Source organism: Rhodococcus indonesiensis (assembly GCF_047782815.1).
In the GTDB taxonomy this organism is placed as follows: Bacteria; Actinomycetota; Actinomycetes; order Mycobacteriales; family Mycobacteriaceae; genus Rhodococcus; species Rhodococcus indonesiensis.
Window position 1 is genome coordinate 2,152,773 of sequence record NZ_CP180630.1, and the last position, 15,136, is coordinate 2,167,908.

Consider the following 15,136-nt stretch of genomic DNA (forward strand, 5'->3'; position numbering starts at 1 on the left):
GCGCCGGCGACGGTGCAGACCGCAGTGCCGGTCGGCAGGGGCATTCGCCGTCCGAAACGGCAGTGCCGGATCCACGGTGACACCCCCGGCGCGCACTACCCTCGGGCACCATGACCGCATTCGACGACCTCGACGACTATCTGGCTCTCCCGCGCGTCACCACGCTCGCGCTGTCGCCGGACGGGAACCGTGTCGTGATCGCCCAGTCCACCCCGGACGAGGAGGGGACGGGGTACGTCGGGGCGTTGTGGGAGGTCGACCCGCACGGACAGGAGCCCGCCCGGCGGCTCACGTGGGGCGCGAAGGGCGAGTCGGGCCCCGTCTTCACCGCCACCGGTGACCTGCTGTTCACCGCCGCCCGGGCCGACGGGACGGACAGCGACGGCGCGCCGGCCGCACTGTGGCGGCTGCCGGCAGCCGGTGGCGAAGCGCAGCGCGTGGTCTCCCGCAAGGGCGGGGTACGCGCAGTGCACGCGGCGCGGGGCGCCGACCGGATCGTGGTGACGGCGGACGTGCTCGGCCGCACCGACGGCGACGACCAACGGATCCGGGACGCCCGCAAGAAGCACAAGATCTCCGCCGTGTTGCACACCGGATACCCGATCCGGCACTGGGATCACGACCTCGGGCCGGCCGAGCCGCACCTGCTCGCCCTCGCGGACGGCCCCGATGCGCCGCTGTCGGACCTGACCCCGGGACCCGGGGGCGCCCTGCGCGAGGCCACCCTCGACCTCGCCCCGGACGGCACATTCGTCGTCACCACCTGGTCGGTGCCCGGACCACTCGCATCCCGCCGCACCACCCTGGTGCGCATCGACACCGACACCGGACTGCGCACGGTCCTCGTCGACGACGAGACCGCCGACGTGTTCGCTCCCGCGATCTCACCGGACGGCACCCGGGTCGCGTTCCTGCACGAGACGCACTCCGACCCCGAGACCGCACCGAGAATCACGTTGCGGCTGTTCGATCTTCGTTCGGGGGACACGACGCTCCTGGTGCCCGGGTGGGACCGGTGGCCGACGTCCGTCGTCTGGCGTCCCGACTCCGGGGCGCTGCTCGTGACCGCCGACGAACACGGCCGCGCGCCGATCTTCCAGGTCGCGTTGTGGGCCGACGTCCCCACCCCGTTGACCACCGACCCGGCCGCCTACACCGACCTGCACGTCGCACCCGACGGAACGTGCGTCTACGCCCTGCGCGCGGCCTACGACGCCCCGCCGCACCCGGTGCGGATCCCGCTGGACGGCTCCGGCGCCGTCACCGCTCTGCGCGCTCCCGCCGAGCTACCGGACCTCCCCGGCCGTCTCACGGAACTGACCACCGCCGCCGACGACGGCACCCCGCTGCGGGCCTGGCTGGCCCTGCCGGCCACCGCCGATCCCGACGCCCCCGCGCCGCTGCTGCTGTGGATCCACGGTGGCCCCCTCGGCTCGTGGAACACCTGGTCGTGGCGATGGAACCCGTGGCTGCTCGTCGCCCGCGGCTACGCCGTGCTGCTCCCGGATCCCGCCCTGTCCTCCGGATACGGGCAGGACTTCGTCCAACGCGGCTGGGGCAGATGGGGCAAGGAGCCCTATACCGACCTGATGGCGCTGACCGACGCCGCGATCGGACTCCCCGTGATCGACGCCGACCGCACCGCCGCGATGGGCGGCTCCTTCGGCGGATACATGGCCAACTGGGTGGCCGGGCACACCGACCGCTTCCGGGCGATCGTCACCCACGCGAGCCTGTGGGCTCTCGACCAGTTCGGCCCCACCACGGACTCGGCCTGGTACTGGGCTCGGGAGATGACCCCCGAGATGGCGGTGGAGAACTCACCGCACCTGTACGTCGCCGACATCGTCACCCCCATGCTGGTGATCCACGGCGACAAGGACTACCGCGTGCCGATCGGGGAGGGCCTGCGACTGTGGTACGAACTGCTGTCCGAGTCGGGGGCGCCCGCCGCCGAGGACGGCTCCACCGTGCACCGCTTCCTCTACTTCCCCGACGAGAACCACTGGGTGCTCGGCCCCCAGCACACGAAGATCTGGTACGAGGTGGTCGAGGCGTTCCTCTCCGAACACGTACTCGCGCGTCCCCGGGCGCTGCCCGAGGTGCTGGGCTGAACCGAACCCGCAGGCCGGCGGCCCCGATCCGGGTCCGTGGGGCGTGTTCAGGCGGTTTGCCTCCGCTGACTACGATTGCGGGGTGACCAGTGCGCCAGAGAACCACCAGAACCCCGCCGACGCCCTCCCCAAGAGCTGGGACCCCAGCGCCGTAGAGGACGAGCTGTACCAGGGCTGGGTGGACGCCGGTTACTTCGCCGCCGATCCGTCCAGCGACAAGCCCGGTTACTCGATCGTGCTGCCGCCGCCGAACGTCACCGGCAGCTTGCACATGGGTCACGCACTCGACCACACCCTCATGGACGCGCTCTCGCGCCGCAGACGCATGCAGGGCTACGAGGTGCTGTGGCTGCCCGGCATGGACCACGCCGGCATCGCCACCCAGACCGTCGTCGAGAAGCAGCTCGCGGTGGACGGGAAGACCAAGGAGGACTTCGGTCGCGAACTGTTCGTCGACAAGGTCTGGGACTGGAAGCGCGAATCCGGCGGCACCATCCAGGGGCAGATGCGCCGTATCGGGGACGGCGTCGACTGGTCCCGCGACCGGTTCACCATGGACGAGGGACTCTCGCGGGCCGTGCAGACGATGTTCAAACGGCTCTACGACGACGGGCTGATCTACCGCGCCGAGCGACTGGTGAACTGGTCGCCCGTGCTGCAGACGGCGATCTCCGACATCGAGGTCAAGTTCGAGGAGGTCGAGGGCGAACTCGTCTCGTTGCGCTACGGCTCCCTGAACGACGCCGAGCCGCACGTGATCGTCGCCACCACCCGGGTCGAGACCATGCTCGGTGACACCGCCGTCGCGGTGCACCCGGACGACGAGCGCTACAAGCACCTGGTCGGCACCACCCTCGAGCACCCCCTCACCGGCCGGCGGATCCCCGTGATCGCCGACGAGTACGTCGACCCCGAATTCGGCACCGGCGCCGTCAAGATCACCCCCGCCCACGATCCCAACGACTTCGAGATGGGCGTGCGGCACAACCTGCCGATGCCCACCATCATGGACAAGGCCGGCCGGATCGCCGACACCGGAACGCCATTCGACGGCATGGACCGGTTCGAGGCGCGGGTCCGGGTGCGCGAGGCGCTGGCCGAGCAGGGGCGGGTCGTCGCCGAGAAGCGTCCCTACCTGCACAGCGTCGGTCATTCCGAGCGCAGCGGCGAGACGATCGAGCCCCGGCTGTCGATGCAGTGGTGGGTCAAGGTCGATGCGCTCGCCAAGGCTGCGGGCGACGCGGTCCGCAACGGCGACACCGTGATCCACCCGGCCAGCCAGGAGCCGCGCTGGTTCGCGTGGGTCGACGACATGCACGACTGGTGCATCTCGCGGCAGTTGTGGTGGGGTCACCGCATCCCGATCTGGTACGGCCCGGACGGCGAGGTCGCGTGCTTCGGACCGGACGAGACCGCCCCCGAGGGCTGGGAACAGGATCCCGACGTCCTCGACACCTGGTTCTCCTCGGGCCTGTGGCCCTTCTCCACGATGGGCTGGCCGGACAAGACGCCGGAGCTCGAGAAGTTCTATCCCACCAGCGTTCTCGTCACCGGATACGACATCCTGTTCTTCTGGGTGGCCCGGATGATGATGTTCGGCCTGTACGTGGCGAACGACGAGGCGATCACCGCCGGCGGGAAGTCCGGCGTCCAGGTGCCGTTCAAGGACCTGTTCCTGCACGGCCTCGTGCGCGACCAGTTCGGCAAGAAGATGTCCAAGTCGCGCGGCAACGGCATCGATCCGCTGGACTGGGTGGAGCGGTACGGCGCCGACGCGCTGCGCTTCACCCTGGCCCGCGGCGCGAACCCGGGTAGCGACCTCGCCGTGGGTGAGGACCACGCGCAGTCCTCCCGCAACTTCGCCAACAAGCTGTTCAACGCGACCAAGTTCGCCCTCATGAACGGCGCGGTCGTCACCGAGCTCCCCGCGCGCGCTGACCTCACCGACGCGGACCGGTGGATCCTCGACCGGCTCGAGCGGGTCCGCGCCGACGTCGACGAGGCGTTCGAGCGGTTCGAATTCTCCAAGGCGTGCGAGGCGCTCTACCACTTCGCGTGGGACGAGGTGTGCGACTGGTATCTCGAGCTCGCCAAGGTGCAGCTGGCCGACGGCAGCGAGTACGCGCAGGGCACCCAGGCGGTCCTCGGTAACGTTCTCGACCAGCTGCTCCGTCTGCTGCATCCGGTGATCCCGTTCGTCACCGAAACCCTCTGGAAGGTGCTCACCGGCGGCGAATCCGTGGTCGTCGCGTCCTGGCCGAGTGCCACCGGCGTCGAGCCCGACGCCGACTCCGCGCGTCGCATCGAGGATCTGCAGAAACTCGTCACCGAGGTCCGCCGTTTCCGCAGCGACCAGGGCCTCAAGCCGTCGCAGAAGGTCGCCGCGCGCCTCACCGAGATCGACGCCGCCGACCTGGCCGCGCAGGTGCCGGCCGTACGGTCGCTCGCGCGGCTGACCGAGCCGGGGGAGGAGTTCGCCGCGACCGCGGCCATCGAGGTGCGCCTGTCCGGTGCCACCGTCACCGTGGAACTGGACACCTCCGGCACCGTCGACGTGGCGGCCGAGCGGGCCCGCCTGGGCAAGGACCTCGCGGTCGCCGAGAAGGAACTCGCGGGCACGTCCGCCAAGCTCGGCAACGAGGCGTTCCTCGCCAAGGCGCCCGCGGCGGTCGTGGAGAAGATCACCGCCCGCAGACAGATCGCGGAGGAGGAGATCGCGCGGATCACCGCGCGCCTGCAGGAACTGGGGTCGGCGTGAGCGAGGACCGGTCCGCGGCCACCCCGGCGAAGCCGTCGCCGGTCGACCTGGCCGAGCTGACCCTGGTCGAGGCCGAACTCGACAAGCGCTGGCCCGAAACGAAGATCGAGCCTTCGCTGACCCGGATCGCGGCGCTGATGGATCTGCTCGGATCCCCGCAGCGCAGCTATCCGGCCATCCAGATCGCCGGCACGAACGGTAAGACGTCGGTGAGCCGGATGATCGACGCCCTGCTGACGCGGTTGCACCGGCGCACCGGCCGCACCACGAGCCCGCACCTGCAGCTGGCCACGGAGCGCATCAGTATCGACGGGGCGCCGGTCTCCCCGCGCACCTACGTCGACACCTATCGCGAACTCGAGCCGTACGTCGCGATGATCGACGCACAGTCGCAGGCCGCGGGCGGCCCGGCGATGAGCAAGTTCGAGGTGACCACGGCCATGGCATTCGCCGCGTTCGCCGAGGCCCCCGTCGACGTCGCCGTCGTCGAGGTGGGACTCGGTGGCACCTGGGACGCCACCAACGTCGTCGACGCGCAGGTCGCGGTCATCACCCCGATCGGGCTCGACCACACCGAATACCTCGGACCCGACCTCGCGACGATCGCGGGGGAGAAGGCCGGGATCATCAAGAAGGCACCCGACGACGGGCTCGTGCCTCGCGACACCGTCGCAATCCTGGCCCAGCAGGAACCGGAGGTGATGGAGGTGCTGCTGCGCCGGGCCGTGGAAGCGGATGCCGCTGTCGCGCGCGAAGGCTCCGAGTTCCAGGTCCTGGCCCGGCGCATCGCCGTAGGCGGGCAGCAACTCGAGCTGCAAGGCCTCGGCGGGGTGTACACCGACATCTTCCTGCCGCTGCACGGCGAGCACCAGGCCCGCAACGCCTCGCTCGCGCTCGCCGCCGTGGAGGCGTTCTTCGGTGCCGGCGCCGACCGGCAGCTCGACGCCGACGCGGTGCGCGCGGCGTTCGCCTCGGTGCTCAACCCGGGCCGGCTCGAACGGGTGCGCAGCGCTCCGACGGTGTTCCTCGACGCCGCCCACAACCCCCACGGTGCGAAGGCTCTCGCTGCGGCACTCGCCGACGAGTTCGACTTCCGCAAGCTGGTCGGGGTGGTGTCGGTGATGGCCGACAAGGATGTGCCCGGTCTGCTCGACGCCCTCGAGCCGGTGTTCGACGAGATCGTCGTGACCCACAACGGCTCGCCGCGGGCGATGGACGTCGACGAGCTCTCCGACCTGGCTGTGGCACGGTTCGGCGACGAACGCGTGGTCGTCGCGCCGACACTGCCCGACGCCCTCGAGACCGCCATCGCCATCGCCGAGGAGGTCGCCGAGCCGGGTGAGGCAGTATCGGGGGCGGGTGTCGTGGTCACCGGTTCGGTGGTGACCGCCGGCGCCGCCCGCACTCTCTTCGGAAAGGACCCCGCGTGAGCGAGGCAGCTGACAACTCCGCCGCATCGCCGGACCGGGACTCCGCCGTCCGGCCCCCCGCGAAGGACCCGTGGAAGGGGCTGCGGGGCGTCATGGCCGGCACGCTCGTCCTCGAAGCCATCGTGGTCCTGTTGGTGCTGCCGGTCGTCGCGGTCGTCGGTGGGGGACTCACGTGGCTCTCGGGTGGCTACATCGTGCTCCTCGCCGTCGCGATGATCGCGGGCGCCGGGCTGCAGGGCCGGCCCTGGGCGCTCCGGTACAACCTCGCGCTGCAGGTGCTGACCCTGCTGGGGTTCTTCGTCGACCTCTCGCTCGGCATCGTCGGCGTGATCTTCAGCGTGGTGTGGGGCTACATCCTGTACCTGCGCAAGGACATGAAGGACCGCGAGGCGCGGGGCCTGCTACCGGGACAGCGGGGCTGACCACTACGCTGTGCGCGTGACTGAGCGGACCCTGGTACTGATCAAGCCCGACGGCGTGGCCCGTCGTCATGTCGGCGAGATCCTCTCGCGCATCGAGCGCAAGGGACTCGACATCGTGGCACTCGAGCTGCGCACCGCCACCGAGGAGGTGGCCGCCGCCCACTACGCCGAGCACGAGGGCAAACCCTTCTATCCCGGCCTGATCGAGTTCATCACCGCGCGGCCGCTGGTCGCGGCGGTCCTCGAGGGGCCCCGGGCCATCGCCGCATTCCGCCAGCTCGCGGGCGGCACCGACCCCGTCGAGAAGGCCGTACCCGGTTCCATCCGCGGTGATCTCGGGCTCGACGCCGGAGAGAACCTGGTGCACGGTTCCGACTCGGTGGAGTCGGCCGAGCGTGAGATCGCTCTGTGGTTCCCGGCCCTCGCCGGGTCCTGATTCATCCGTCGACCTACGTGCCACGGCGCCCTTCGGGGCGCCGTTGGCGTGTTCACGGACCTCTGTGTGGGATACTGAGGTAGGTCGCTCCGCTTCGGAGTGTTGCGGAACGACCGAACGACATCACGGATCGATGCCCGACATCGCTGTGACCGGGGACGCAGGAGACACCTCGCCCGGTTGCACGCTGGATGCACCGGCGCTCGATCCGCGATCCAGCCAGGCACCGCTCGGCCGTGCAGTGAAAACGGGCACCGGACGACCGTGCGATGCGAGACCGCACATCTCGCGCCTCCCGGTGCGAGCCCACACAGACAGCGCCCCCGCGTGGCCGCGTCACATCGCTCGAGACGAGGATGGACGCGCCCGGGGGCCCGAGGAGACCTACGTGGCCGACCAAGCGCCGCCGAACGACACTTCCATCGATGAGGGCACCGTGGTGCTGCCGCCGAAGATGCGCGTGCACGCCCTCGCCAAACTGCTCGGCCTCACGAGCAAGCAGGTCATGGCGAAGGCCGCCGACCTCGGCACCGAATTGCGCAGTGCCCACTCGAGCCTGCAGCGCGACCTCGCCGAACAGATCCGCGCCGCTCTCGGTGCGCCCGCCGAGACCGGCGCGGAAGCCGCACCGGAACCGGTGGGGGAGGTGCCCGAGGTGCCTGCCGAGACCGCCGAGGTTCCCGCCGCCGAGGTTCCCGCCGGAGAGCCGGCCGTCGCGGCGGAGGCCGCGGTCGAGGACACCACCGCTCAGGAACCCGCCGCGCCGCCCGCGGCTCCGACCCTGTTCACCGGCGTGGAACAGGAGACCCCGGTGTTCACCGCGCCGGAACCGAGCGCCGTCGAACCCGTCGTCAGCGCGCCGTTGTTCCTGCAGCCGGAAGTCACCGCCCCCGCCGAGGCGGCGCCGCGTCGCCGCCGGTCCCGCCGGGCGGCCGAGGCACCCGAACCCAGCGTCGCCGAGGAGGTCACCGAGGAGGCCGCGGCGGCGGAACCGGGCGAGGAGGCCGCCGAGGAGGAGCCGCGCCGTCGCCGTCGTGGCCGACGCGGCCGTGGCCGTGGGCGCGGCGAGCAGGCCGAGACGCCGGAGGAGACCACCCCCGAGGAAACGTCCCCTGCAGAGACCGCTGCCGAGGAGGGCGCTGCTCCGGAGAAGGGCGAGGGACCGGAAGCAGAGCCCGAGGAGCCGGCGGCGGAAGAGGTCGCGACCGCCGAGCCGAGCGCCGAGCAGGCCGAAGGCGAGCAGGCCGAGGGCGAGCAGGCCGAGGGCGAGCAGAAGGAGTCCGAGCAGCGCGAGGGCGAGGAGGAGTCCGCAGAAGGGCCGTCCCGTCGTCGCCGCCGTCGTCGTCGCCGCAAGGGCAGCGCGGACGGCGCCGACACCGCGGTCGAGGACGACTCGGTCCCCACCGTCGTCCACGAACGTGAGCCGCGGTCCAAGACACGCGCCGCCAAGGACGAGGTTCAGGGCATCACCGGTTCCACCCGGCTCGAGGCCAAGCGCCAGCGCCGCCGCGACGGCCGGGACGCAGGCCGCCGTCGGCCCCCCATCCTCACCGAGTCGGAGTTCCTCGCCCGCCGCGAGTCCGTCGACCGCGTCATGGTGGTGCGGGAGAAGGCCGGTGACACCGCGAACCCCGGAAACATCACGCAGGTCGCGGTCCTCGAGGACGGTGTCCTGGTCGAGCACTTCGTGACCAGCGCCGGCTCCGGTTCGATGGTCGGCAACATCTTCCTCGGCCGCGTCCAGAACGTGCTTCCCTCGATGGAGGCAGCGTTCATCGACATCGGCCGGGGCCGCAACGGCGTCCTCTACGCCGGCGAGGTCAACTGGGAGGCCGCCGGGCTCGGTGGCAACTCGCGCAAGATCGAGCAGGCCCTCAAACCGGGCGACCGGGTGCTCGTACAGGTCAGCAAGGACCCGGTCGGGCACAAGGGTGCCCGGCTCACCACGCAGATCAGTCTCGCCGGCCGATTCCTGGTGTACGTGCCGGGCGGCTCGTCGACCGGCATCAGCCGCAAGCTGCCCGACACCGAGCGCAAGCGGCTCAAGGAGATCCTGCGAGAGGTCGTCCCGGCCGAAGCCGGTGTGATCATCCGTACTGCGGCGGAGGGCGTGAGCGAGGACGAACTCGCCCGCGACGTACAGCGCCTGCAGACGCAGTGGGCCTCGATCGAGGAGCAGGCCGCCAAGCTCGAGGCCGACGGTTCGGGACAGCCGAAGACCCTCTACGAAGAGCCCGACCTGCTGGTCAAGGTGATTCGTGACCTGTTCAACGAGGACTTCTCCAAACTCGTCATCGAGGGTGGGAACGCCTGGAGCACTGTCGAGAACTACATCCGCACCGTCGCCCCGGACATGCTGCCCCGCGTGGAGCGGCACGATTCCGAGTCGGGTGGGCGTGACGTGTTCGCCGCCCACCGCATCGACGAGCAACTCGCCAAGGCGCTCGATCGCAAGGTGTGGCTGCCGTCCGGCGGCACTCTCGTCATCGATCGCACCGAGGCGATGACGGTCGTCGACGTCAACACCGGCAAGTTCACCGGCGCCGGGGGCAACCTCGAAGAGACCGTCACGCGCAACAACCTCGAGGCAGCCGAGGAGATCGTGCGGCAGATGCGCCTGCGCGACATCGGCGGCATGATCGTCGTGGACTTCATCGACATGGTGCTCGAGTCGAACCGGGACCTGGTGCTGCGACGCCTGACCGAGGCGCTCGGCCGGGACCGTACCCGTCACCAGGTCTCCGAGGTGACCTCGCTGGGACTCGTGCAGATGACGCGCAAGCGGCTCGGAACGGGGCTCGTGGAGGCGTTCTCCACCACCTGCGAGCACTGCCACGGACGCGGCATCCTCGTGCACAGCGAACCCGTCGAGGTCGCCGCGGCCGAGGACGGTGGCCGGCCCGCGCGCGGCGAGAGCGGCTCCCGTCGCCGCCGCGGCCGTGATCGGGGCACCCAGCCGGAACCGGCGACGACCGAGGCGGCCGTGTCCCAGCCGGCCCCCGAGGCGCCGGTGGTGGACGCGACCGTCAAGCGCGCCCACCCGGTCGCTCTGGCGATGGCCGCGCATCACGGCAACCACGACGAACACCCGACCGAATCCGGAGCCGAGCCGGCGGAGGCAGTTCCGACAGAGGCAGTTCCGACAGAGGCAGGGCCGACGAAGGCAGGGCCGACGAAGGCAGCGCCGGCGGAGACGCCCACCGAAGCCGTGTCGGCCGAAGCCGCGCCGGCCCCGGTGGCCGAACCGCGCGAGGCGCGGCCGGCCGAAGCGCCGGAGGCCGGCACGCAGCCCGCCGAGCCGGCGGCCCGTCGCCGTCGCCGGGTCTCGCGGGCCGCTGCGGCTCCGACGGGCGACGGCACCGGCACGGTCTTCGTGGTGCCGACACCGGCCCCGGAGCCCGTGGCCGTGGCCACCGCGCCGGCCGGTGACAGCGCCGAGCCGGTGACTGTTCGACGGCCACGTCGTCGCCGGGCCGCGGGCCGGCCTGCCGGCCCGCCGGTCGAAGCACAGGCATGAGGTCGAACCGGGCCCGACTGCGGCCGGGCCCGGTTTGACCCTGGCAGTCACCTTCCCGTAATCTTGGTCAGTCGCTACTCGGCGATACGGCCCTGCTGCGCCCGATGCGGGATTGTGGCGGCCCCGAGTCAGCAACCACCAGACCAGTCGCGCTGCACACCGTGGCGCGAGCACGTTCGAACTAGCAAGGGGTAGCCGTCCGATGGCAACGTACGCGATCGTCAAGACCGGCGGTAAGCAGTACAAGGTCGCTGAGGGCGATCTCGTCAAGGTCGAGAAGATCGAGGGTGAGCCCGGCACTGCTGTCTCGCTTGCTCCGGTCCTCGTCGTCGACGGAGCCGAGCTGACCACCGACGCCGACAAGCTGGCGCAGGTCACGGTCACCGGCGAGATCGTCGAGCACACCAAGGGCCCGAAGATCCGCATCCACAAGTTCAAGAACAAGACCGGCTACCACAAGCGCCAGGGTCACCGTCAGAAGCTGACGGTCCTGAAGGTCACCGGCATCAAGTAATTCGGGCTTCCGCTTCAAACCCCAGGAGGGTTCGTCATGGCACACAAGAAGGGTGCATCCAGCTCCCGCAACGGTCGCGATTCGAACGCCAAGCGTCTCGGCGTCAAGCGCTTCGGCGGCCAGGCCGTCAGCGCCGGTGAGATCCTGGTGCGCCAGCGTGGCACCCACTTCCACCCCGGCGTGAACGTCGGTCGTGGCGGCGACGACACGCTCTTCGCGCTCGCTGCCGGTGCCGTCGAGTTCGGTACCAAGCGTGGTCGCAAGACGGTCAACATCGTTCCGGTCGCGGCAGACGCCTGATCTGCCGTCCGAATCGGACACCGCGAAGGTCTCCTTCGCACATACTCCCAGTAGGGGCGGACCAGGGTCGCACACCCGGGTCCGCCCCTACTGTTTTCGGACCATCGGTAACGCGGTGGTCCCGGCACGACTCCGGTGCTCCCGGCACATCGGGAGCACCGGCCGACACAACAGTTCCACCATTCGACGGAGGTCCACCCATGTCCCGCTTCATCGACCGGGTGGTGCTGCACGTCACCGCCGGCAAGGGTGGTAACGGCTGCGCCTCCGTCCACCGGGAGAAGTTCAAGCCGCTCGGCGGCCCCGACGGGGGCAACGGCGGGAACGGTGGCAACGTCGTGCTCGAGGTGGACGAGGGTGTCCACACCCTCCTCGACTTCCACTTCCACCAGCACGCGAAAGCCACGAACGGCACCCAGGGCGCGGGCAGCAACCGCGACGGCGCCAACGGTGGCGACCTCGTGCTGAAGGTGCCCGACGGCACCGTCGTGCTCGACAAGGACGGCCGGATCCTGGCCGACATGGTCGGCGCCGGCACCCGCTTCGTCGCCGCGCACGGCGGCCGCGGAGGTCTCGGCAATGCAGCGCTGGCTTCGAAGGCCCGCAAGGCCCCCGGCTTCGCCCTGCTCGGCGAGGAGGGGGAGGAGCGCGACCTCGTCCTCGAGCTCAAGTCCGTCGCGGACGTCGGGCTGGTCGGGTTCCCGTCCGCGGGCAAGTCGTCCCTGGTGTCGGTGCTCTCCGCGGCGAAGCCGAAGATCGCCGACTATCCGTTCACCACGCTCGTCCCCAACCTCGGAGTCGTGCAGTCGGGCGACACCACGTTCACCGTCGCCGATGTGCCGGGCCTGATCCCCGGTGCCAGCGAGGGCCGCGGGCTCGGCCTGGATTTCCTGCGACACCTCGAGCGGTGCGCTGTGCTGGCCCACGTCGTCGACTGCGCCACGCTCGAGCCGGGTCGCGACCCGATCTCCGACATCGATGCACTCGAGGCCGAGCTGGCCGCCTACCGGCCGGCACTGTCCGGTGACAGCAGCCTGGGCGACCTCGCCGATCGTCCCCGTATCGTCATCCTGAACAAGGCCGACGTGCCCGACGCAGCGGAACTGGCGGACTTCGTCACCCCGGACCTCGAGGAGCGGGGCTGGCCGGTGTTCAGGATCTCCGCCGTCAGCCGGGAAGGCTTGCGGCCACTGACGTTCGCGCTGGCGCGGATGGTGGAGGAGTACCGGAAGGCGCATCCGCCGGCGGCGCCGCGACGGCCCGTCCTCCGGCCCGTCGCCGTCGACGAGACCGGGTTCAGCGTCGTTGCCGATCCCGAGACGCCGGGTGGCTTCATCGTGCGCGGCACCCGGCCCGAGCGCTGGGTGCGGCAGACCGCGTTCGACAACGACGAGGCCGTCGGTTACCTCGCGGACCGTCTCGCCCGCCTCGGTGTCGAGGACGAGCTCGTCAAGCAGGGCGCCGAACCGGGCGCGTCCGTCACGATCGGCGACGTCTCCTTCGAGTGGGAGCCGCAGACGCAGGCCGGCGTGGACCTCGTGCCGACCGGCCGCGGCACCGACGCCCGTCTCGACCAGGTCGATCGGGTCGGGGCGGCCGAACGCCGCCACGCCAAGAAGGTACGGCGCGGTCTCGCGACCGACGACGACGAGTTCTGACCACCTCGAACCCAGAAGCAGGAGATCGTGAGCGATACCCGGGAGGCCGTCGCCGGCGCACGCCGCGTCGTGGTGAAGATCGGCTCGTCCGCCATCACCAGCTTGGTCGGCGGACTGGACCGGGACCGCCTCGACCGTCTCGTCGACGCGCTCGAGGGGCGCATGCGCGGCGGCTCGGACGTGGTGGTGGTGTCCTCCGGTGCGGTCGGTGCCGGACTCGCTCCGCTCGGCCTGACCGTCCGGCCCCGCGACCTGGCCACCAAGCAGGCGGCGGCCAGCGTCGGGCAGCTCGCCCTCGCCCACGCGTGGGGCACCTCCTTCGCCCGGTACGGCCGCACCGTCGGGCAAGTGCTGCTCACTGCCGACGACATCGCGCGACGCACCCAGCATCGCAATGCGCAGCGCACCCTCGACCGGCTGCGCGCGCTGCACGCCGTGCCGGTGGTCAACGAGAACGACACCGTCGCGACCGCCGAGCTGCGGTTCGGTGACAACGACCGTCTCGCCGCGCTCGTCGCGCACCTCGTCGGGGCGGACGCACTGATCCTGCTCTCGGATGTCGACGGTCTCTACGACGGCGATCCCCGCAAGGGCGATGCGCACCTCATCGCGGAGGTGACCAGCCCGGAGGACCTCGACGGCGTCGTCGCCGGGTCCGGGGGCGCCCTCGGCACGGGCGGGATGGCCTCCAAGCTGTCCGCGGCGCGGCTGGCCGCAGACTCGGGCGTGCCGGTGCTGCTCACCGCCGCATCCCAGGCCGACCGCGCTCTCGGTGCCGCGGATGTGGGGACCGCGTTCGCGCCCCGGCCCGACCGGATGTCCGCGCGGCGATTCTGGGTGCGGCACGCCGCCGACACCCACGGCACCCTGCACCTGGATGCGGGCGCGGTGCGGGCAGTGGTCGAACGGCGCCGCTCGCTGCTCGCGGCAGGCATCACCGGGATGAGCGGGCGCTTCCACGGTGGGGACGTGGTGGCGCTGGTCGGTCCCGACGGTCGGACGGTGGGGCGCGGTGTAGTGGCCTACGACGCCGCCGAACTGGACTGGATGATCGGGTTCTCCACGCAGCAGCTGCCGGCGGACCTGCAGCGGCCGGTGGTGCACGCCGACGACCTCGTGACGCTGTAGGGGCGGGCGCTCACCGGCCTGGGGCGGCGGCCGGCGACCGGGCGGCCAGGGCCGTGAGCACCTCCGAGCACCCGGCGTCGACCTTCACCGTGGCCAGCGCATCGCCCCGAGTGGTACCGCGGTTGACGATGCCCACGGATTTGCCGAGTTTCGCGGCGTGCCGCACGAAGCGCAGTCCGGACATCACCGTGAGCGAACTGCCGACCACGAGCAGCGCATCCGCCTCGTCGACGAGCGCGAACGCGCGTTCGACGCGTTCGCGAGGCACCGATTCCCCGAAGTACACGATGTCCGGCTTGAGCATTCCCCCGCACCGCTCGCAGTCCACCGGGCGGAAGCTGCCGGTGTCGTCGACGACCGCGTCGGCGTCCGGTGCGACCTCCAGACCGGTCGTCCCCCGGACCTTGTCGAGGAAGCCCGGATTGGCGGCGGTGAGTTGCTCGGCGAGGGTGAACCGCGAGATCCGGTGGTTGCACGCCAGGCAGCGCACCTGGGCGTAGCAGCCGTGCAGGTCGATCACCCGTCGGCTGCCGGCCTTGGTGTGCAGCAGGTCCACGTTCTGGGTGAGCACACCGAGGACGGTGCCGCGCCGTTCGAGCGCGGCGAGGGCACGGTGCCCGGCATTGGGCCGCGCGGAGTCCATGTGCCGCCACCCGACATGGTTGCGCGCCCAGTAGCGGCGCCGGAACTCGGGATCGCCCACGAACTGCTGGTAGGTCATCGGGTTACGGGGTGGCGCGCCGGGGCTGCGGTAGTCCGGGATGCCGGAATCGGTGGAGACCCCGGCGCCGGTGAGCACGCACAACCGCCGGCCGTCGAGCAGGTGGTGCAGCGGTTCGATCACCCCGTCCAGGGTAGC

The 15,136-nt window shown here is 71.0% G+C and carries 11 protein-coding genes; 10 read left to right on the forward strand and 1 reads right to left on the reverse strand.

Going from position 1 to position 15,136, the window contains the following annotated elements; all coding sequences use genetic code 11:
- The first annotated feature begins 110 nt into the window (after positions 1-110).
- The 10 genes from ACM26Y_RS10090 (at position 111) to proB (ending at position 14,277) form a co-directional block, all read left to right on the forward strand.
- Positions 111-2,114, forward strand: coding sequence for a S9 family peptidase (locus ACM26Y_RS10090; RefSeq protein WP_416063356.1), 2,004 nt, complete (start codon positions 111-113; stop codon positions 2,112-2,114).
- An 82-nt stretch (positions 2,115-2,196) separates the two neighbouring features.
- Positions 2,197-4,872, forward strand: a complete 2,676-nt coding sequence (locus ACM26Y_RS10095; RefSeq protein WP_416063357.1) for a valine--tRNA ligase — start codon at positions 2,197-2,199, stop codon at positions 4,870-4,872.
- Positions 4,869-6,302: a bifunctional tetrahydrofolate synthase/dihydrofolate synthase gene (gene folC / locus ACM26Y_RS10100; RefSeq protein WP_003938157.1), complete on the forward strand. Its 1,434-nt coding sequence runs from the start codon at positions 4,869-4,871 to the stop codon at positions 6,300-6,302. The genes ACM26Y_RS10095 and folC overlap by 4 nt, the downstream gene beginning before the upstream one ends.
- Entirely contained in the window at positions 6,299-6,724 is a 426-nt protein-coding gene (locus ACM26Y_RS10105; RefSeq protein ID WP_003938158.1) for a DUF4233 domain-containing protein, read from the forward strand. Before folC ends, ACM26Y_RS10105 begins: the two co-directional genes overlap by 4 nt.
- A gap of 16 nt (positions 6,725-6,740) precedes the next feature.
- Positions 6,741-7,160 (forward strand): nucleoside-diphosphate kinase, encoded by a 420-nt coding sequence (ndk, locus tag ACM26Y_RS10110; RefSeq protein ID WP_003938159.1) that lies wholly within the window; start codon positions 6,741-6,743, stop codon positions 7,158-7,160.
- A gap of 388 nt (positions 7,161-7,548) precedes the next feature.
- Positions 7,549-10,677: a translation initiation factor IF-2 N-terminal domain-containing protein gene (locus ACM26Y_RS10115; protein WP_416063358.1), complete on the forward strand. Its 3,129-nt coding sequence runs from the start codon at positions 7,549-7,551 to the stop codon at positions 10,675-10,677.
- A gap of 202 nt (positions 10,678-10,879) precedes the next feature.
- Positions 10,880-11,191, forward strand: coding sequence for a 50S ribosomal protein L21 (gene rplU / locus ACM26Y_RS10120; RefSeq protein ID WP_003939076.1), 312 nt, complete (start codon positions 10,880-10,882; stop codon positions 11,189-11,191).
- A gap of 36 nt (positions 11,192-11,227) precedes the next feature.
- Positions 11,228-11,491: a 50S ribosomal protein L27 gene (gene rpmA, locus ACM26Y_RS10125; protein WP_003939075.1), complete on the forward strand. Its 264-nt coding sequence runs from the start codon at positions 11,228-11,230 to the stop codon at positions 11,489-11,491.
- A 200-nt stretch (positions 11,492-11,691) separates the two neighbouring features.
- Positions 11,692-13,149, forward strand: coding sequence for a GTPase ObgE (obgE, locus tag ACM26Y_RS10130; protein ID WP_416063359.1), 1,458 nt, complete (start codon positions 11,692-11,694; stop codon positions 13,147-13,149).
- 27 nt (positions 13,150-13,176) lie between these two features.
- Positions 13,177-14,277: a glutamate 5-kinase gene (gene proB / locus ACM26Y_RS10135; RefSeq protein ID WP_003939073.1), complete on the forward strand. Its 1,101-nt coding sequence runs from the start codon at positions 13,177-13,179 to the stop codon at positions 14,275-14,277.
- 10 nt (positions 14,278-14,287) lie between these two features.
- On the opposite strand, the gene ACM26Y_RS10140 is transcribed toward proB, so the two are convergent.
- On the reverse strand, positions 14,288-15,121 hold the full coding sequence (locus tag ACM26Y_RS10140) for an NAD-dependent protein deacetylase (RefSeq protein ID WP_416063360.1): 834 nt from the start codon (positions 15,119-15,121) through the stop codon (positions 14,288-14,290).
- Between the last annotated feature and the right edge of the window lie 15 nt (positions 15,122-15,136).

Bases quoted from the DNA above. Each gene is read 5' to 3' on its own strand.
- ACM26Y_RS10090 (WP_416063356.1), top strand. From the start codon at position 111: ATGACCGCATTCGACGACCTCGACGACTATCTGGCTCTCCCGCGCGTC.
- rplU (WP_003939076.1), top strand. From the start codon at position 10,880: ATGGCAACGTACGCGATCGTCAAGACCGGCGGTAAGCAGTACAAGGTC.
- rpmA (WP_003939075.1), top strand. From the start codon at position 11,228: ATGGCACACAAGAAGGGTGCATCCAGCTCCCGCAACGGTCGCGATTCG.
- obgE (WP_416063359.1), top strand. From the start codon at position 11,692: ATGTCCCGCTTCATCGACCGGGTGGTGCTGCACGTCACCGCCGGCAAG.